A 17,904-nucleotide genomic window follows, 5' to 3' on the forward strand; every position below is an offset into this window, starting at 1 on the left:
GTCCGCACGGTGGCCTGCTCGACCTTCGCCGCCGGCCTCGCCGTGCTCCTCGCGCTCGCTCCTGGCTGCGCCGGCGGGGACGAGCCGCCGGCGCAGGGAGTCGCCGAGCTCGGCACCGGCGAGTGGCAGTTCGAGCCGCTGGCCGACGGCCAGGAAGTCGAGCTCGCCCACGGCGCGCAGGGCGGCTGGCACGTGTGGACCAGCCTTCGGACGCTCGGCGTCGAACCCGAGGGCGTCCAGCTCGAGGTCACGACGACCGTGATCGACGATCCGTCCTCGGCGACGACCAGCCGGGGGAGGATCGTGCTCACGGAGCTCGAGGACGGCCGGTGCGAGTTCATCGGATGGCCGGCCGTGCTTCGCGAGCCAGCTTGTGCCATCGGTCTACCGCTCCGGATCAGGGGGGTGGTGACCGACGCGCGAGGCGCGGTTGCGACCGCCGAGCGGCTGGTGCGCCCTCGATGGGACAGCGACGAGGCCTGTGCTGGGCGGCCGTAGGGCCCGAAATCCACATCGCCAGCCTGGTCCAGCAGCTCCATGTCAGAGCGAGTGAACGACCCAGATGGCTGGCTCCTCATAACGCCCGCGCCGACCCTGGACGTACACGGGGGCAAGGCCGCCGGGGATCTCGAAAGAGCGCTCGGAAGGCAAGATAGGCCTGCCGAGCCAGACCTCCCAGAAATCGAGCTCCAGGTCGACCACGAGGGCGCAACGAGGAGTCCCGGCGATCCGGCCCCCAACGCGGAGATGCGTTCGGACCCACGGGTCGGTGGGCAAGCCGTCCTCGCGGGCGCGATCGAGGAACTCCTCGATATCGATGCCTGGGCAGGATGCCTTGGACGGGGGGCGCACCGGGGCGAGCACGCCGGCGAGGCCCGAGCGCCTCGCCAGGGCCTTGAAGGCGGCGAGCACGAGCGCGCTCACGCCCTGGCCGCGGAACAGCGGCGACACCGAGGCGGTGAAGGCGCCCAAGTGGGTTGGCGGCTCGCCGCCGCGGACCGCCTTCGCACGGAGGACCTGCCACTTCCAGCCGCTGTCGGGCAGCGCCGCCAGATCGTCGCTCCGCACCGCGATCGGCGCCGCGTTGCCGACCGCGGCCAGGCGCCCCGTCGCCCTCTCGACGAGGCCGAACGTGAACGCGGGGGTTTCCCGGATGATCTCCAGATAGGCGTCCTCGACGTCGTTGGAGTAGATGAACGGCGTCGCGGCCCACGCCTGCGCGACGAGGACATCCATCAGGGCGCCGAGGTCCGCGCGCTCTGCGCGCGTGAACATGTCGAAGCGGTCGCTCACCGCTCCAGGCGGAGCATCGTGGGTCATGCGAAGTCGTTCAGCTCGGCGAACGCCGTAGTCACGTCCAAGGAGGGGCGCAACGCCCACGACGAGCGGAGCAAATCCGCCATGGATTGTCAAGCGAGCGCCATGGTTCCAACGTCAAGCCGCGACGCAGAATCGTTTCTTCGCGCCAGCGTGCTCCAGCGCGCTCCAACGCGTGATGGTTACCCTCGCCAAGGTGTCTTTGACGCGGAGGGCTCGTCTCGAGCGAGTCGCTTACCCACGCATCGAAGGGCCTCCTTCGCCCCGCGGCAGCTGCGGGCACACGCAGCCGGTCATCGCGTGGGATCAGCACGCGCGGTGCTGGGTACCCTCGCCGGGCGTGATAAAGATCATCACGCTCGGCGCGCGCACGATCTGCCCGTGCCAGACGCCGCGAGGGACGATGCACGTGCCCTGATCGCGCAGCTGGATCACGCGCTCGCCGCCCTCGTCTTCCAGCACGACGTCGACCGAGCCGGAGAGCAGGATCAGGACCTCGTCGCCATGGGGGTGGACCTCGCGGGGATCGGGGCTCTCGTCCATATGAAAGAGGCCCACCATGCGGCCGGCGTGCAGTTCCTCGCGCTCGCCGATCTTCGCCCAGAACTCGGCGTCCACAGGGATCAGCTTCGCGGCGCCGCCGTCGAGGAGCTGCACGTAGGTGTCGGAGAGATAAAAAGCGTGGCGGTCGTGTCGGGTCATGCGCGCACCATGGGCCGTCGCGCGCGCAGGTGATTGTAGATTTTTTCCGAGCATCCCGGCGCACTCCGGCCGCCCTGGCTCCGCGCGTCAGCAATCCTGGCGGGATTTCTGACCTGCGGAGCTACCGGACGCGGGCGCGCCGGTACTCTCCCGGCGTCGTTCCCGTCCAGCGACGGAAGCTGCGGTAGAAATGGCGCGGCTCGCCATAGCCGAGCAGGAACGCGATCTCCTGGAGCGCGAGGTCAGGCCGGCGAACGAGATCGAGCGCCTTCCCCCGCCGCGCCTCGTCGAGCTGCGCCGTGAACGACGTGCCGATGTCCTTGAGCGCGCGCTGGAGCGAGCGCGTGCTCATGCCCAGCGAGCGCGCGACCCCCTCCTGGTCCACGTCGCCGCGATCGAGCCGCTCGTCGATGCGGGCGCGCACGCGCGCGTCGAGCGTCGCGGCGCTGGCGGGCGCCGCGCGCGCGGCGAGGAGCTGCTCGGCGTGGCGAACGAGGTAATCGCGGACCGACGGGTCCGCGCCGACCAGGGGCGCGTCGAGCACGCGCGCATCGTAGACGAGGCCCGTCGCGCCCGCCTCGAAGCGGGCGGGGGCCCCGATCGCCTCCTCGTAGAGCGACGGCGGGTGCCGGCGAGGATGGCGGAACAGCGCCTCGATCGGCCTCGCCGAGCCGCCGAGGTAGAGCGCGATGAAGCGCGCGAGCGTCGCGACCATCATCTCGATCGGCTCGGCCATGGCGACGACGCGCGGCTCGTGCTCGAGCGCGAGCCGCGCGACCCCGCCGTGCTCCTCGAGGAGGATGCGGAGGTACGGGTCCATCAGCCGGCAGAAGCGGCCATAGACGGCGACGCCCTGCCGCACGGTCTCGCTGTGGCGAAGGACGTGCCCCACGATGCCGACGACCGAAACCGGGATGCAGCGCGCATAAAGCAGCCCGAGAGGCTCGCCGGGCAGGCGCTGGAGAAGGAGCTCCCAGAGCGAGAAGAGCGATGCATACGGCACGAGCTCGTCGGGCGCGGTAAGGATCTCGGGCGCGACGCCAGCCGCCTGGAGGAGATCCTCCTGCGGGACTCCGCACGACGAGGCGAAGGCGATGAGCCCGGCAGGCATGGATGCGAACACGAGATCGCCGTCGGACATGGCCTGCGCCGAGGATAGCGCAGCCGCCCGGGGGCTCAGCGCCGATCCCGCCGAGCCCCCGGGCGGCTGCGGGTCCCCGAGGCACCCGCCGCCTCGCTGTCCAGGGCTGGTCGAGCGTCCGGGGCACGGCGCGCCGGGCCGTCGTCCTGGGCAAAGGACTCCCTGTCGCCGGAATCCTTCATGCTCGATGGGGTGGGGACACCGGGAGACCCGACGTAACCGATCTAACCGAGGTCACCGCCCGCGCCTCGGTTCGCGATCGCTCGACCGATTGCATGGAATCCAGCTTGAACGAGCGCTCCGGCTCGTGGCATCCTTGCCATGCACGCAAAGGGGGGACGATGGCGGTGCATCACATCGCGCTGGCGACCAGCGATCTGGTCGCCACACACCGGTTTTATACCCGGGCCATGGGGTTCCGTCTCGTGAAGGTCATCGCGGTGCCCTACGAGGGCAGCCGCGATGGGGGCTGGGCGAGGCACGCCCTGTATCGGACCAGCGAGCCCGATGGTCCGCTGCTCGCATTCTGGGATGTGCACGAAGAGACGGTGCGGGGGCGCTTCAGGACGGATCTCTCGACAGGGCTCGGGCTGCCGGTGTGGATGAACCACCTGGCTTTCAGCGCCCCGACGGGCGAGCTCTACGGTCGGATGCTCGCGCGATGGCTCTCGCACGGCCTCGAGGTGACCGAGAGAGATAACGAGTTCTGCCGCTCGATCTGCACGATCGATCCCAACGGCATCATGGTCGAGTTCTGCCAGACCCTCCGGGCCTTCTCGGCCGAGGAGGTGGCCGACGCGGAGCGCTCGCTCTTCGATCCCATGCCGCCGCTCGAGCTGCCGCGACCCTCGGTCGTCCACCGGTCGCAGGTGGGGTGATGCGCCTGCGCGCGACCAGGCCGGTGATTGCGTCCCATCGTCACGGCATGTGCGGCGCGTGGGACGGCGAGACCGCGTGCTGCGATGTGGCTCAGGGCGCTGCCGGCGCCCCTTCCCGGCAGGGCGCCACCCGATCTGCGCCGCCGAAGAACTCTCCCGAGAGCAGCGACCACGCCCGCGCGTTCTCCGGCGGGCCGCACTTGAACGGCGCCTTCGAGAGCCGCTTGCCGCGGAGCGCCGCGCGCTGCTCGCGGTAGTAGCGGATCGCCAGCTCGGCGGCGTATTCCACGACGCCGTTCCCTGGCTGGAACGAGTAATACGTGCCGCCCTTCACGATGGTCTCGTTCGGCGAGTACGGCGTGAGGCAGGAGATCCTCGTCCCGCAGCGCGCGACGATGCCGTCGTAGATCGGCGAGAGCGCCGCCTGGGACCACCCGCCGTGCGCGACGTCGTTCAGGTGGAAGAGCTCGTGGAAGAGCGTCTCCCGCACGTCGTCCGCGGAGCGGTGGAGCGAGCCGGAGAGGTTGTATGCGACCGTCCAGCCCGAGGCGTAGGCGGAAGGCGTCCGCGCCCGCACGGACCGGAAGTACCGGAGCGCGAGGGCGCGATGTCGGTAGCGCACGGGTGAGCTGGCCGCGGCCGCGAGATCCGCGATGAAGGCGTCGAAGTCGGCGATCGCCGACACCGTCCACTCGAGGTGGCGGCGCTCGGCGCGCACCGGCAGCTCCGGGACGAGGTGGAGCATGCCGCGGTAACCGCCGTCCATCATGTGCTCCCGCTCCAGCCCGGCGACGCTGCCGTTCTGGTCGAAGAGCGCGGTTGCGCTCGCCGAGGCCTGCGGGTCGCCTTGGTAGCGGAGCGCGAGCAGGCAGCGGATTCGCTCGTGCCCCGGGCCGGGCGCGGCCGCGGTCCCGGCGTTCCCGTGCCGGCAGGCGTCGATGGCGTCCCGGTGGGCGGCGGCGTCGTCCGGGAACAGGATGGCCTCGGCTTCGTCCGCCGAGATGGCAGGGGCCGGCTCGGTTCGGGCGGGGAAGGGCGCGGCGCCCTGCGCGCCATCGGCCTGCGCTCCCCCCGCGGACGCCGCGCCGGCAGGCTCAGGGCCTCCCGGGCCTGAAGGCGCGCTGGCTGTCGCGAGGACCGGAGAGCTCGGCGGCGCCGCGGCCTTGCCGGCGGCGCCCGGGGGGCCGGGGCTCGCGGGGGCACACGCCGCGACGAGCAGCGGCAACGCGAGGGTCAATACGGCGGCGAGCGGCGGTGTTGCCCCGGGGCGCATCCTGCCAGGATGCCAGAACTTGGTGCGGCGATCATCCAACGATGTCCGTCGGGGCAGGGGAGGACCCCAGCGATGCGCAACGGGTCCTCTGCGACGCGAGCGCTACCCTACCCACGCGCGTGCCGCAGCCGCATGCGGATAAGCCTGCTCACGGAGCGACGTGGCCCCGATGCGGGCCTTCTACGGCACCACCACGGTATCGTTCGTCTGCAGCGGCAGATCCCCGCGGAGATCGCCTTTCCCGACGACCTCATCGAACACGAACGGAATCCTGCGCTCGCCGATCGCGTCGCGCCGGACGATCACCACCTCGTCGGGGTCGGCGAAGCGGGTGAATCCGCCCGCGAGGGCGAGCGCCTGGAGCACGGTGATCTGCCCCCTCGGCGTGAACTCGCCAGGACGCGACACCTCGCCCATCACGTAGACCCGGTAGCTGTGGAGCTCCGCCACCTCGACGCTGACGACCGGCTTCTCATGATAGAATTTGGCGGCCTGCGTCGCGATGTCCTCGGCGATGCCCATGACGGTGCGCCCCGACGCCAGGACGTCGCCGATGAGCGGGATCGTGATGAACCCGTCGGGTCGCACCGTGACGCGCTGGCTCAGCGCCTCGTTCTTCCAGGCGCGCACCTCCAGCACGTCGCCGGGGCCGACCGCATAGGCGCTCGTCGCGCGGCGCTCCGCATCGAAGTCGACGCGTGGTGCGCGCGCGCGCGCGCCGCAGCCCGCGAGCGCCATGAGGACCGTGAGCGCAGAGCAGAGCAGGGCAATCCGGACACAGCGGGAGCACATGCGGTTTCCAGCCTCCTTGATGCGATGGCGCTCCAGCAAGCGCCGATCCCGCGGCCGCGCTCCGCGCCTGCTCCTCGCGCGCGCACTGGCGCTCTTCCCGCGTGCCGCTCGGACCCGCGGTGCTAGATCCGTCGCGCGGAAGGGGGGAATGCGCGCCGCGCCTCATCGCGCCCGCGCAGGGCGCCTCCGCGCGGCCGCCACGACGGCGCGGCGCGGGCCGCCTGTGCGCGGCGCGCGCCACGCGGACGGCGCGCCACACCATGGCAGCGTGGGTCGTGTGCGCGCTGTGCGCGCTCGTCATCATCAAGCCGCAGGAGTTCATCCCCGCGCTCGCGGGGATTCCGCTCGTGCACGCGGCGTTCGGGATCACCCTTCTCTGCGTCGCCCTCGACGTCGTGTGGCGGCGGCTCAAGCCGACGCTCGCGCCTCAGGTCGTCTATGCGCTCGCGTTCCTCGCCTGGGCGGCGCTGACCACCGCGCTGAAGCGCCCGGCCGCGCTCGAGGAGCGCGGCATGCAGCTCGCGACCGTCGCGGGCATCTTCGTCGCCGTCGCCGTCGCCGCGGCCTCGCCGCGAGGGCTGCGCGCGCTCGCTATCACGCTCGTCGGCTGCGCCGTCCTCACGACCGTTGTCGCGATCGTGCAAGCGTTCCAGCCGCACGGCTGCATGATCGCCGCGCCCGATGACTGGGAAGGCAAGGGCGAGCTCGAGCCGGATGGACGCCCCTGCGAGACCAACCTCGACTGCCGCATCGAGGCGCCCGTGCCCGACGGCAACTACCGGTGCGAGCGCCCCGGGCCGCTCGGCACGTCGACCATCGACGGCCGCGTCCGCTACCGCGGCTCGCTCGCCGATCCCAACGAGCTCTCGCTGATGGCCGGCATGTCGATCCCGCTCGCGATCGCGCTCGCGGAGCGGCGCGCCGGCCCGCGCCGGCCGCGCAGGCCCCTCCGTGGGGGCCCGCCCCCGTCGGCCGGCGCGCCGCCCGGCGGCGCTGCGCTAGGGCACGCGCCGCCCTGCGGGGCGCGCCGCGCGCTGACGCTGCCCGTCCTGATCACGGATCGGCTGATCTCGCGCGTGGCCGCGGCGCTCCGCGCGCTCCCCGTGACCGCGATCATCGCGGCGATCGGCGCGATGGTCGTCCTGTCGCGCTCGCGCTCGGGCGTCATCGTGTACCTGGCGGTCCTCGGCTTCAGCTTCATCCGGCGGAGCGGGACGCTCGGCGTCATCGCCGCCTGCTTCATCGGGCCGCCCATGCTCCTGCTCGGCGGCCGGAGCGGCGATGAGGCGAGCGAGAGCTCGGACGAGCGCGTCGAGCTGCTCCGGGAAGCGTTCGAGCTGATCCGCCGGACCAAGGGGATCGGCGTCGGCGCAGGGCAGTTCGGCGACGAGTCGTCGCTCGGCTTGACCGCCCACAACTCCTATCTCCTCGCCGCGGCCGAGACGGGTCTGCTCGGGATGTGCCTGTTCGCGCTCGTCCTGTACGCGTCGCTCAAGGTACCGCTGTCGATCTGGCTGGGCGACGTCGATGCCGGCCCCACGGCGAGGCGGTTCGCGCCGGCGATCTTCGTGAGCCTGTGCGGCGCGCTGATCGGGATCTTCTTCCTCTCGTGGGCCTACAAGGACATCCTCTACATGGTGTTCGGCGCCTCCGCCGCGCTCTACGGCGCCGCGCGGGCCGAGGACAGCCGCGTCGTGGTGCGCGTGTCGGGGAGGGAGGTCGCGCTCGTGTGCGGCGGGATGGTCGTGGTGCTCGTGCTGCTCAACATGGTGCTCCGGTTCCTCGGGTGAGCGCGCGAGCGCCGGGCGCCGCGGGACGGCGGCGGCGCGGCCTCGCAGCAGGCCGTCGGACGGCGGAGAGGCGAGGGGCCGGATCCTCGGCGAGACGGACGTGGACGTCCTGGGACGCTGGCTCCAGCGCGCGGCGACCGCGGCGGCGGCGGAGGAGCTGTTCCTGGGTTGACCGGCCGCTGACGGAAGCCGGACCGGGGCTCCCGGTCACCGTGATTTCCCGGAGATGGTCCATTCTCGGAATGGAACTGGCGACCTTCAGGCGAGCGACGCGGCATCAGGGAGCCACGTACGACGCATTCAGCGCCATCCGGATCTCGGGTGTGTGCGCAGGCGCGAGATGCCTCTCCAGCAGGAGGCGCGCCCATTCTGAATGGCGTGACCGGTTGCACGATGCCGTTGCCACGCGCATCGCCTCGTGGTCTTTTGAGGACACCGTGTCTTCCCTCGCCCAGCAGATCGCCGCGCTCCCTGGCCCCCTCCTCGCTCGCCTCCGGGCTCGCGGGTTCGACCCCGATCGCGTCGCCCGGTGGGCCGCGTCCATCGGCAAGGACCGGGACGCCCGCAACCGCCTCCAGGGCACGGTCGAGCCGCCCGTGCCCGGCGATATCGCCGACCTGCCCGCCGAGGGCACGCCCGAGCACGCCCGCTGCCGCGAGGCGGGCCTGGCCGCGCTGCGCCGGGGCGAGGTCGCCCTCTGCGTCCTCGCCGGCGGGATGGCCACCCGGATGGGCGGCGTGGTCAAGGCGCTCGTCGAGGTGCTGCCTGGTCGGACCTTCCTCGATCTGCGCCTCGCCGAGAGCGATCACCTCCGGCGCACGACGGGGGTCCCGGTCCCGCTGTGGCTGATGACCAGCGAGGCGACGAACGGACCGATCCGCGAGGCGCTCGGCCCGCGCCTCGACGAGCCGGGCGATCTCTGCGCCACGTTCGAGCAGCACGTGTCGCTGCGCCTGACCCCGGAAGGCGGGCTGTTCCTGGACGAGGCGGGCGAGCCGAGCGTCTACGCCACCGGCCACGGCGACCTCCCGGACGCCCTCCGCGAGAGCGGCCTCCTCGGCCGTTTCATCGCCCGCGGCGGGAAGATCGTCTGGATCGCCAACCTCGACAACCTCGGCGCGACCGTCGATCCGGTCCTCCTGGGCTGGCACCTCGGCCACGGCGGGCCCCTGTCCGTCGAGGTGGTCGACAAGGGCGGCGACAAGGGCGGCGGGCCGCTGCGGTGGAACGGACGACCGGTGATGGCAGAGGACTTCCGGCTGCCGGTCGATTTCGACCCGAAGGTCGTGCCCGTCTTCAACACCAACACCTTCCTGGCGAGCGCCGAGGCGCTCGACGCCCTCGCGCTGGACTGGATCTACGTGGAGGTCGAGAAGAAGGTGGACGACCGCAAGGCGATCCAGTTCGAGCGCATCCTGAACGAGGTCACCTTCGGCCTGCCGGCCCGGTTCGTTCGCGTGCCGCGCGAGGGCCTCGCGGCGCGGTTCCTCCCCGTCAAGGACGTCGAGGAGCTGGAGCGGCGGCGGCCGGCGATCGAGGCGATCGCCCGCGCGCGCGGCTTCCTCGGCTGAGCCGAGGGGCACAGGCCGCGGCGCGCGGTCGACGACCGAGGGGGCCGGTCATCGTGATAACGACGCGCGCGCCGCGGAGAAGCGCCCGAGTGCGCGCTGGCGGATGGGAGGATTGGATATGGCAGATGCGCAGACTGTCTCTCTGGACGCGGCGACGCCAGCGGACGCCGTGATCCTGTCCAATCTTCTCGAGCTGTACATCCACGATCTCAGCGATGTGTTCCCCGGTATCGAGCTGGGGCAGGACGGGCGCTTCGGCTATCCCAAGCTCCCTCTCTACTGGTCGGAGCGGGAGCGGCGGTTCGCGTTCCTCATTCGATGCGGCGGGCGCGTCGCCGGGTTCGTCCTGGCGACGCGCGGTTCGCCGGCGGTGGAGGACCCGGACACCCTCGATGTGGCGGAGTTCTTCGTCCTTCGCCGCTATCGCCGCTCCGGCGTGGGCCGCCAGGCGGCGTGCCTCCTGTGGAACGGTCTTCCCGGGAAGTGGACCGTGCGCGTCGCCGAGGGGAACCGGGGCGCTCTGGCGTTCTGGCGCGGCGTCGTCGCGGAGTTCACGAGCGGCGCCGTGACGGAGCTCGTGCGTCCCGGCCAGCCGAACGCCTGGCGGGTGTTCTGCTTCGAGAGCGTGCCTGAGCGCGTCGGGCCCTGATTCCACGGGCGGCGCGGATCACGGGCGCCGGCCGGCGCGCCCCTCCGGATCTTCGCCGAGCAGCTCCTCGATCTCGGCCGCCGCCTTGTCGAGCACCTTCACGGTGCGCGCGAGCACGGACGGCGTGATGCGCCCCCGGCGCATCGCGTGGCGCAGCATCTTCATGAGCGAGCCGATGCGCTTCATGACGTCGCCGAAATCCTCGGCGAATCGCTCCCACGAGGTCTCGACGAAGCGCTCGTAGAACTCGTCGACGTACTCGCGGTTCGCCTTGAGGTCCTCGCGGCCCGCGTCGGTGATCTCGTAGATCTTGCGCCCCTCGGCCTCGATGACGCGCGCGTGGCCGAGCTCCTCGAGCATCTGCAGCGTCGGATAGATGACGCCGGGGCTCGGACGGTAGGTGTCGCCGCTGCGCTGCTCGATCGCCTGGATGACCTCGTAGCCATGGCGAGCTCGCTCGGCGAGCACGTCGAGGACGAGGTAGCGCACGCCGCCGCGATCGGCGCGGAGCGGCGGCCCTCCAAACCAGTCGCCCCACCAGCCCGGCGGGCCGCCGCCCATGCCGTGCCGACCCCTCCCGAACGGACCCCCCTCGGCCCTCGCGGGCCTGCGCAGTGATGGTGTTCGTATCCCCAGAACATAGACAAAATCCCTCTCTGGCTCGGCGGCGGACCGCCACGGCGGCGAGCACTCAGCTGCCGCGCGCTCGTGCGCAGACCACCCCGGCTCCGCGGCCCGGCGGCCATGCGGCTGCCGGGTCGATATTCTAAAAGATATATCTAAAAGATAGCTCTCGACCGATGCCCGTCAAGGGGCGGGGCGGACGACCGCAGGCTCCGCGGCCGGGCAGGGCAGGGCCGCAGGACACAACGATGGAGAGACGCGCCGCGGGCAACCTGGGTGGGGTCGGCGCCGCAGCTCAACCTGGGTGGGGCCGCCGCAGCTCAACCTAGGTGGGGCCGCCGCAGCTCAACCTGGGTGGGGTCGCCGCAGCTCAACCTGGGTGGGGTCGCCAGCTCAACCTGGGTGAGATCGCGGCCGTTCGCTGCTTGACACAGGACGCACGTCCCTGTAACGAAAGTGAAAATGATTTTCAGTATCGACGCTGCCCCTTCGTTTGCTCGACGCGAGCTCGCGGGTGTCGCCGCGTGCGCGTACGCCTCCGACGCGTTTCCCGACCTCGGGCTCCACGACGAGGAAGCGCGCCAGCTCGCCCGCTTGCTCGAGGTCGAGCGCGCTGGCTTCACGGAACAGGAGCTCCGCCCCCTCGCGACCCGCACGCGGCTGGTCGACGATGTCGTGGACGACTTCTTCCGCCGTCACCCGGACGGGTTGGCCATCGGGCTCTTCTCCGGGCCGTGCACCCGATTCTCGCGCGTCGACAACGGGCAGCTCCACTGGATCGACATCGACGTTCCCCGCGTGGTCGCGTGGAAGTCCCGGCGCGCCCCGCAGACGCCGCGGTATGCGCTGGCCACCGCGTCCCCAGGCTGCGATCACTGGATCGATCAGCTCGCCGACGCGCAGGACTGGCCCACGTTGATCCTCGGCCTCGGCCTCTTCTCCCACCTCGGTCCCGAGCGGATCGGCGCCTTCTTGACCCAGGTCTCCCTGCGCCTCGCCAAGGACGTGGAGCTCCTGCTCGACGCGAGCCCGAGCCTCCAGCTCCGTCCCACCGCGGCGAGGGGCGCGCGTCACGTCGAGCTCCACCGAGAGGGAGGGGTCGTCGAGACGTTTCCATGGCTGCGCGTCCTGAGCGACAGCGACTATCCCGAGCCGCTCGGCGCCCGCATCCGGACCACGAATGGACTCGCGCGCTTCTTCCGTAAAGCGCAGTTCCCGATCCTCCGCCACCTCCGGCGCGTGTGAGCCCTCGATAGCACCCTCGGGTACACCGCCATGACAAGCAACAGCAAGACCCATGCACAAGGACAGAGAAGCTCGATGAACATCCAGGACTACGTTGACGCAACGGCGCCCTGCGGCGCCGCGCTCCACCATCGCGACGCGCGCGCGTCCCTGGGGAGGGCCCGGGCATGAGCCGTTACACCGGACCTCGCGTCAAGGTCATGCGCGCGCTCGGGGTCGAGCTCCCCGGGCTGTCGGCCAGGAAGACGGAGCGGAGGCCTTACCCCCCCGGGCAGCACGGACAGGCCCGCAAGAAGCTCAGCGAGTACGCCCTGCGGCTCCGCGAGAAGCAGAAGGTCAGGCTCAACTACGGCCTCACCAACACGCAGCTGAAGACGCTCATGCTCGAGGCGCGCAGGAGCGACCTGGCCGCCGGGACGAAGCTCATCGAGCTGCTCGAGCGGCGGCTCGACAACGTCATCTTCCGCGCGGGCTTCGCGCGCACCATCCCGGCCGCGCGACAGCTGGTGGCGCACGGGCACGTGCTCGTCGACGGAAAGCGCGTCGATATCCCGTCCTACCGCGTCAGCGCCGGAGAGACGGTGAGCGTGAGCGAGAAGCGCCGTGACCACCGGACCGTCGTGGAGGGCCTCGCGAAGACGGACATGGAAGCCCCCACGTGGCTCGCTGTCGACAAGGACGCCCGGCAGGCCCGCGTGGCCGCGCTGCCGGACGAGACGAGCATCCCGTTCCCCATCGCCGTTCAGCTCATCATCGAGTACTACTCGCAGCGGCTGTGACGAGGAGGAGGGCTCGCCGCGCTGGCGAGCCGGCCTCCCCCGAAGCGGGGCCGCGGCGACGAGCGCCCGCCTTTCCGGGAGCGTCCACGCAGCGAGCCGCGCTCGCCGGACGCGGAATGTCCATGGCGTTCGTCGGCGTCGGCCCCCTCTCACGCGGTCAGCGCGCGTGGTGGCGCCGAGCGGTGTGCGTCCCGGGGTGACGCGCCCGCGAGCACGCGCCTTGCCGTGCGGGTGCGGAGCGCCCCCGCGCGCGCCCTCCGCGCCGCGCGGCGCCGGACGCGCTGCCCACACGGGCGAGGAACACCATGGCCAGCCTGAGCACGGAGAGCACACCCCGGGAGCGCCTGGATCGCGCGATAAGCGTCCTCGGCCGGGTCCGGATGTACTGGCGCGGAGCGGCCGCGATGATGGCCGTCGGACTCGCGATCTCCTTGGCCCTGGCGCTCGCCACGAAGCGGGTGTGGCGGAGCGAGGCCACGATCCTCTACCGCGACACCATCCAGACCGGCCGCGATCCCCAGAGCGGCACCGCGCGCGCGGCGCGCCTCGGGTCGAAGCTGAAGGACGCGCTCACGGCGCGCGGGACGCTCGCCGGCGTCGTCGAGGCGTTCGGGCTCTACCCGGAGAAGACCGCCCGCTCGATGGTCGAGGCCGTCGAGGAGATGAAGACCCACGTCGGCTTCCGCGCGCAGAGCAGCGATACGTACGTCGTCTCGTTCACCCACGACGATCCGCACGTTGCGCAGCAGGTCGCCGCCCGCCTCACGCAGATCCTGCTCGACGACTACCGCCGCGACAGCCTCGGCACGGCGACGATGACCCGCGACTTCCTGCGGAAGGAGCTCGCCGAGGCCAGCTCCAAGGTCGACGCGGCGAGCCGCGCGCTGGCGACGTTCCTCGCCAGGAATCCGCAGTTCCAGTGGGGGCTCAACGACTCTCCGTACGCGCCGACGCCCCAGCCGCTCGGCTCGCCCGGCGCCCCGGCGACCGCCGCCGCCCGCGCCCTGCCAGCGCAGCCAGCCCGCCCGGCCGATCCGCAGCTCGCGGCGCTCGAGCGCCAGCTCGCCCGCGTCGAGGCGCTGCTCGGGGCCGCGCGGTCGCCAGCGGTGACGCCAGGGCAGCCGCTGCCCCAGAGCGTCGTCGAGGCGCAGCGGGCCCGCACCGCCGCTGTCGCCGCGGTCGCGTCGGCCGAGGCGGCGCTCGCCGAGAAGCTCACGACCGTGACCCCGATCCACCCGGACGCCGTCGCCGCGAAGCGCCGCGTCGAGGCGGCGAAGAGCCAGCTCGCCGCGGCCGAGAGCGCGCTCGGGCTCGTGCGCGCGGGCGTCACCGAGGCGCCGGCCGGCGAGGAGCGCGCGCTCACGCCGGCGCGGCGCGCGGCGCTCGCGGCGGAGCGGACCGCGCTCCTCCGGCAGATCGCGGGCCTGCGCGTGCGCGCCGCAGGCGGCAGGGCGTCGTCAGGGGGCGAGGCGCCGCGCGCGCCGGCGGAGAGCGCGGCCAGGGGCGAGGCGCCGCGCGCCCCGCCGTGGGCGGCCGACGGAGCCGCCGAGGAGCGCGTGATCGAGCTCGAGACCGAGTGGCACCGGCTCCGCCTCGATCTCGAGCGGGCGCGCGAGTACCTGAAGACCGTTCAGGCCAACGAGCGGGCCGCGGACCTGTCCGCGGACGCCGCCGAGAACAAGAGCGAGACCGAGCTCGACGTCCTCGATCAGGCCTACCTGCCGAGCCGCCCCGACCGTGGGCGGGGCCGCGTCTTCTTCGCGGGCGCCGCGGTGACGTTCTTCTTCGCGCTGGGCGTCGCCGGGGCCCGGGTGCTGCTCAACGACACGCTCTACGACGGCGGCGACATCCACGCGCTCGGCGGCCCGGCCCTGCTGGCCGCGATGCCGGAGCTCCCGGCGCGCCCGCCGCTCCGCGAGCGCACGATCGTGCCGGCGTACTGCGCAGAGCCGCTCGGCGGGCCCGGGTACGGCGCGGAGCCGTCCGGCGGGCCCGGGTGCGGCCCGGAGCCACCCTGCGCGGCTGGGCCCGGCGCGGAGCCGCCGGGGGAGGCCAGGCACGGCGCAGAGCCGTCCAGCGCGGCTGGGCCCGGCGCAGAGCCGCCCGGCGGGTACGGGCACGGCGCGGAGCCGCCCGGCGCGCCGGAAGAGGCCGCTCCGGCCGGCGCCGTCCCGGACCCGGAGGACACGCTCCGGGATGGCCTCGATCTCGGCGACTGCGAGGTGGTCGACCGGTCGTCCTGGAGCGCGCCCGAGGCGCCGCTCGCCTGCGTGGGCGTGCGTTCGTTCGCGCGCGTCGGCAGCCCCGCCCTCGACGGGCCCGAGGTGGTGATGATCGGCGCGGACCTCGATCCCGAGGGGCACGGGGTGTTCGAGCTGCTCCGGGGAGCGCCCGCGCCCGCGCTCGCGGCGCTCCGGGTCCTCCGGCACCGGCTCGATCAGCGGCGGGCTGGCGAGCCGCTGGCGGTCGCGGTGGTGAGCCCCGGCCGGGCCGAGGGCAAGACCGCGCTCGCGGTCCGCCTCGCAATGACGCTCGCCGAGGCCGAGCGCGCGCGGGTGCTGCTCGTCGACGGCCACCTGGCGTGCCCCCGCGTCGCGGCGACGCTCGGCCTGCGGCTGCCCGCGCACGCGAGCTTCTCGGAGCAGCTCCGGCGGCGGATGGCGGGCGAGATCCGCCCGCTCGGCGTCATCGCCGTCAGCCAGTCGCTCTCGGTGCTCGCGGAGCCATCGCTCGAGGCGAGCTACCCCGCGGCGCTCCACTCGGTCCACTTCGAGGCCGCGATGCGCACGCTGCGGCGCTATCACGACTACGTCGTCATCGACGGCCCTCCGGTCCTCGGCTCGGGCGACGCCAACGTCATCGAGGACGCCGCTGACGGCATCGTCCTCGTCGCGCGCGCCTCGCTGACCCAGGCGTCGTCGCTGACGAGGGCCGCCGAGCAGCTCGGCGATCGCCGCATCCTCGGGGTGGTCCTCAACGACGTCGCGCCGAGGCCCGTCGTCAGGAAGCGGATCTGCATCGACGGCGAGCCAGCGGAGCAGTCGGCCTGAGGAGAGGCGAGGAGGCGCCGAGAGGGCAGCAGCGAAAGGAGCGCGGCAGGAGCCGCGGCGGTGCGCCGGCGCCCGTATCGAGTTCAATCGATTCTGTGTCGGCCCTTCAACGATCTCGCGGCATCTTCGCGATCAGAACGTGATCTTTATCGCGTCGGCCGACTTGTTCGCCTGGCCGTGGTGGACGACCTCGATGTTGTTGCCATCCGGGTCGAGCACGAACGCCGCGTAGTAGCCAGGATGGTACGGGCGCTTGCCCGGAGCGCCGTTGTCCTTGCCGCCCGCGGCGACCGCGGCGGCGTGGAACCGATCGACCGTCGCGCGGTCGCTCGCCTGGAAGGCTAGGTGCGCTCGGCCCGTGGGCACACCGGCCGCGGACGGCGAGTCCACGCTGGAGATGAAGAGCTCGTCGGCCCAGAAGTAATCGTCGGCCTCGTCTCCGATCGGGATCCCGATCGTCTCGAAGACGGCCCGATAGAACTTCTTGCTCGCCGCGAGGTCGGCCACGACGAGCTGAACATGATCGATGAGGCGCCCGCGATAAATCTCTCGTATTTCCATCACTCCGGGATACCGCACATCGCCCCCGGCGCAAGCGGACTCATTCGAGCTCATCGGCTCGCGGGCCACGCGCGGCGCGGTTGTTTACGCCGCGCGCCGCGCGCCCGGGCCTTCAGCCGATCTTGAAGTTGATCGATTTCGGCCGCGTCAGGTGCAGGAACCCGAGCGTCGAGAGCGTCGCGCCCTTGCCGCTGTTCTTCGCGCCCGTCCACGGGAGCGCCGGATCCAGGGTGTCACACTGGTTCATGTAGACCGTGCCGACGTCGAGCTCGCGCGCGAGCCGCGCGGCTCGCTCGCGGTCGCGCGTCCAGACCGACGCGGTGAGCCCGAGATCGCTGTCGTTCATCAGCGCGAGCGCCTCCTCGTCGGATGAGACCGGCACGATGGGCAGCACCGGCCCGAACGACTCGATGCGCATCACGTCGAGATCGGGCGCCGTGTCCACGAGGAGCGTCGGCTCGAAGAAGCGCCCGCGGCCCTCGACCTGGGTCGCCCGACCGCCGCAGAGCGCCTTCGCCCCCCGGGAGAGCGCCTGCTTCACCTGCGCCTCCAGGAACGCCGGCGCATGGGGCTGCGCCATCGGACCCAGGTTCGTCCGCTCGTCGGTCGGATCGCCGAGGACATAGCGCTTCATCAGCTCCAGCGCGGCCTCCACGAACTTCGGATACAGATCGCGGTGAACATACGCGCGCTCGACAGCGCAGCAGCTCTGTCCCGCGTTGTAGCAGGCGCCGTCGACGATCCCGTCCACCGCCTTCTCGAGATCCGCGTCGGCCGCGACGTAGGCGCCGTCCTTCCCGCCGAGCTCCAGGCCGGCGTCGACGGCCACTTTCTTCGATGTGGCCGCATAGATCCTGCGTCCGCCTTCGACGGAACCGGTGAAACCGACGAAGTTGACCCGCGGGTCCGATGCGATGCGCTCGGACGTGGGGTGGTCGCAGTGGAAGGCCTGGACGAGGCCGGGCGGCGCGCCGGCCTCCGCGAACGCCGTCGCGAAGTGCTCTCCGCAGAGCGGAGAGCGCGGCGAGTGCTTGAGCAGCACCACATTGCCCGAGAGCACCGCGGGGATGACCACGTTCACGGCGGTGAGGAGCGGATAATTCCAGGCGGGCAGATTGAAGACCACACCGAGCGGAGCGCGCACGATCCGCCGCTCGAGCCCGGGGAGCTCCGGCAGGATCACATCGGCGAGCGCGCCCTCGGCGATCGAGATCATATGCCGGGCTCGCTTGGCCATCCCCGCGACTTCATTGCGGGATTGGCGCAGCGGCTTGCCCGTCATGCGGGTGATGTCGGCGGCGATCGACGGGGCGCTGGCCTCGATGTGCTCGACCGCGCGCTGGCACAGGGCGGCGCGCTCGGCGATGGATGTGTGCGAGAAGCGCCGCGCGGCGGCGGTCGCCGTGTCGAGGAGGCGGTCGACGGCGGCCTCGTCTGCAAGAGGCCGGCGGACGGCTTCCTCGAGGGTATACGGGTTGTCGATCACAAGGTCGGACATGGCGGGGGAGATTAACCCAGTTCCCTGCGGGGCC

16 protein-coding genes are annotated in these 17,904 nt (G+C 72.0%); 8 read left to right on the top strand and 8 right to left on the bottom strand.

Annotation, left to right across the window (positions count from 1 at the left end):
* Positions 1-9 precede the first annotated feature (9 nt).
* Positions 10-498 (top strand): hypothetical protein, encoded by a 489-nt coding sequence (locus WMF14_RS17545; RefSeq protein ID WP_272098295.1) that lies wholly within the window; start codon positions 10-12, stop codon positions 496-498.
* Between the two features lie 42 nt (positions 499-540).
* Here the strand turns inward: WMF14_RS17545 and WMF14_RS17550 are convergent, their stop codons facing one another.
* The 3 genes from WMF14_RS17550 to WMF14_RS17560 all read right to left on the bottom strand — a co-directional run bounded on the left by WMF14_RS17550 (position 541) and on the right by WMF14_RS17560 (position 3,160).
* Positions 541-1,320: a hypothetical protein gene (locus WMF14_RS17550; RefSeq protein ID WP_437802335.1), complete on the bottom strand. Its 780-nt coding sequence runs from the start codon at positions 1,318-1,320 to the stop codon at positions 541-543.
* 303 nt (positions 1,321-1,623) lie between these two features.
* Entirely contained in the window at positions 1,624-2,019 is a 396-nt protein-coding gene (locus tag WMF14_RS17555; RefSeq protein ID WP_437802337.1) for a cupin domain-containing protein, read from the bottom strand.
* A 121-nt stretch (positions 2,020-2,140) separates the two neighbouring features.
* A complete protein-coding gene (locus WMF14_RS17560) occupies positions 2,141-3,160 on the bottom strand; it encodes an AraC family transcriptional regulator (protein ID WP_437802338.1) in 1,020 nt (339 codons plus the stop codon).
* 341 nt (positions 3,161-3,501) lie between these two features.
* Between WMF14_RS17560 and WMF14_RS17565 the strand changes: the two genes are divergently transcribed.
* Positions 3,502-4,038 (top strand): VOC family protein, encoded by a 537-nt coding sequence (locus WMF14_RS17565; RefSeq protein WP_437802340.1) that lies wholly within the window; start codon positions 3,502-3,504, stop codon positions 4,036-4,038.
* Positions 4,039-4,129: 91 nt separating this feature from the next.
* Here the strand turns inward: WMF14_RS17565 and WMF14_RS17570 are convergent, their stop codons facing one another.
* A complete protein-coding gene (locus WMF14_RS17570) occupies positions 4,130-5,350 on the bottom strand; it encodes a hypothetical protein (protein WP_437802342.1) in 1,221 nt (406 codons plus the stop codon).
* Between the two features lie 141 nt (positions 5,351-5,491).
* Positions 5,492-6,103: a polysaccharide biosynthesis/export family protein gene (locus WMF14_RS17575; protein WP_437802344.1), complete on the bottom strand. Its 612-nt coding sequence runs from the start codon at positions 6,101-6,103 to the stop codon at positions 5,492-5,494.
* Between the two features lie 260 nt (positions 6,104-6,363).
* Between WMF14_RS17575 and WMF14_RS17580 the strand changes: the two genes are divergently transcribed.
* From WMF14_RS17580 to WMF14_RS17590, 3 genes are all read left to right on the top strand, one after another.
* The gene (locus tag WMF14_RS17580) at positions 6,364-7,893 is read left to right on the top strand and encodes an O-antigen ligase family protein (RefSeq protein ID WP_437802346.1); all 1,530 of its coding nucleotides are present in this window, start codon (positions 6,364-6,366) and stop codon (positions 7,891-7,893) included.
* A gap of 437 nt (positions 7,894-8,330) precedes the next feature.
* Positions 8,331-9,464 (top strand): UTP--glucose-1-phosphate uridylyltransferase, encoded by a 1,134-nt coding sequence (locus WMF14_RS17585; protein ID WP_437802348.1) that lies wholly within the window; start codon positions 8,331-8,333, stop codon positions 9,462-9,464.
* A gap of 118 nt (positions 9,465-9,582) precedes the next feature.
* Positions 9,583-10,113, top strand: a complete 531-nt coding sequence (locus WMF14_RS17590; protein ID WP_437802350.1) for a GNAT family N-acetyltransferase — start codon at positions 9,583-9,585, stop codon at positions 10,111-10,113.
* A gap of 18 nt (positions 10,114-10,131) precedes the next feature.
* Here the strand turns inward: WMF14_RS17590 and WMF14_RS17595 are convergent, their stop codons facing one another.
* Positions 10,132-10,674 (bottom strand): PadR family transcriptional regulator, encoded by a 543-nt coding sequence (locus WMF14_RS17595; protein ID WP_272098307.1) that lies wholly within the window; start codon positions 10,672-10,674, stop codon positions 10,132-10,134.
* 525 nt (positions 10,675-11,199) lie between these two features.
* Here WMF14_RS17595 and WMF14_RS17600 point away from each other — a divergent pair.
* From WMF14_RS17600 to WMF14_RS17610, 3 genes are all read left to right on the top strand, one after another.
* Positions 11,200-11,982 carry a class I SAM-dependent methyltransferase gene (locus WMF14_RS17600; protein WP_437802352.1) on the top strand — a complete coding sequence of 261 codons (783 nt, stop codon included), beginning with the start codon at positions 11,200-11,202 and terminating at the stop codon, positions 11,980-11,982.
* Positions 11,983-12,149: 167 nt separating this feature from the next.
* Positions 12,150-12,761 (top strand): 30S ribosomal protein S4, encoded by a 612-nt coding sequence (gene rpsD, locus WMF14_RS17605; RefSeq protein WP_272098309.1) that lies wholly within the window; start codon positions 12,150-12,152, stop codon positions 12,759-12,761.
* Positions 12,762-13,066: 305 nt separating this feature from the next.
* Positions 13,067-15,811, top strand: coding sequence for a hypothetical protein (locus tag WMF14_RS17610; RefSeq protein WP_437802355.1), 2,745 nt, complete (start codon positions 13,067-13,069; stop codon positions 15,809-15,811).
* A gap of 132 nt (positions 15,812-15,943) precedes the next feature.
* Here WMF14_RS17610 and WMF14_RS17615 read toward each other — a convergent pair whose 3' ends face one another.
* Together WMF14_RS17615 and WMF14_RS17620 are read right to left on the bottom strand one after the other, a co-directional pair.
* Complete coding sequence (locus WMF14_RS17615; protein ID WP_437802357.1) at positions 15,944-16,372, bottom strand: VOC family protein; 429 nt, start codon at positions 16,370-16,372, stop codon at positions 15,944-15,946.
* Between the two features lie 112 nt (positions 16,373-16,484).
* Positions 16,485-17,870 carry an aldehyde dehydrogenase family protein gene (locus WMF14_RS17620; RefSeq protein ID WP_272098311.1) on the bottom strand — a complete coding sequence of 462 codons (1,386 nt, stop codon included), beginning with the start codon at positions 17,868-17,870 and terminating at the stop codon, positions 16,485-16,487.
* Between the last annotated feature and the right edge of the window lie 34 nt (positions 17,871-17,904).

The organism is Sorangium sp. So ce693, assembly GCF_051521375.1.
GTDB classification, from domain to species: domain Bacteria; phylum Myxococcota_A; class Polyangia; order Polyangiales; family Polyangiaceae; genus Sorangium; species Sorangium atrum.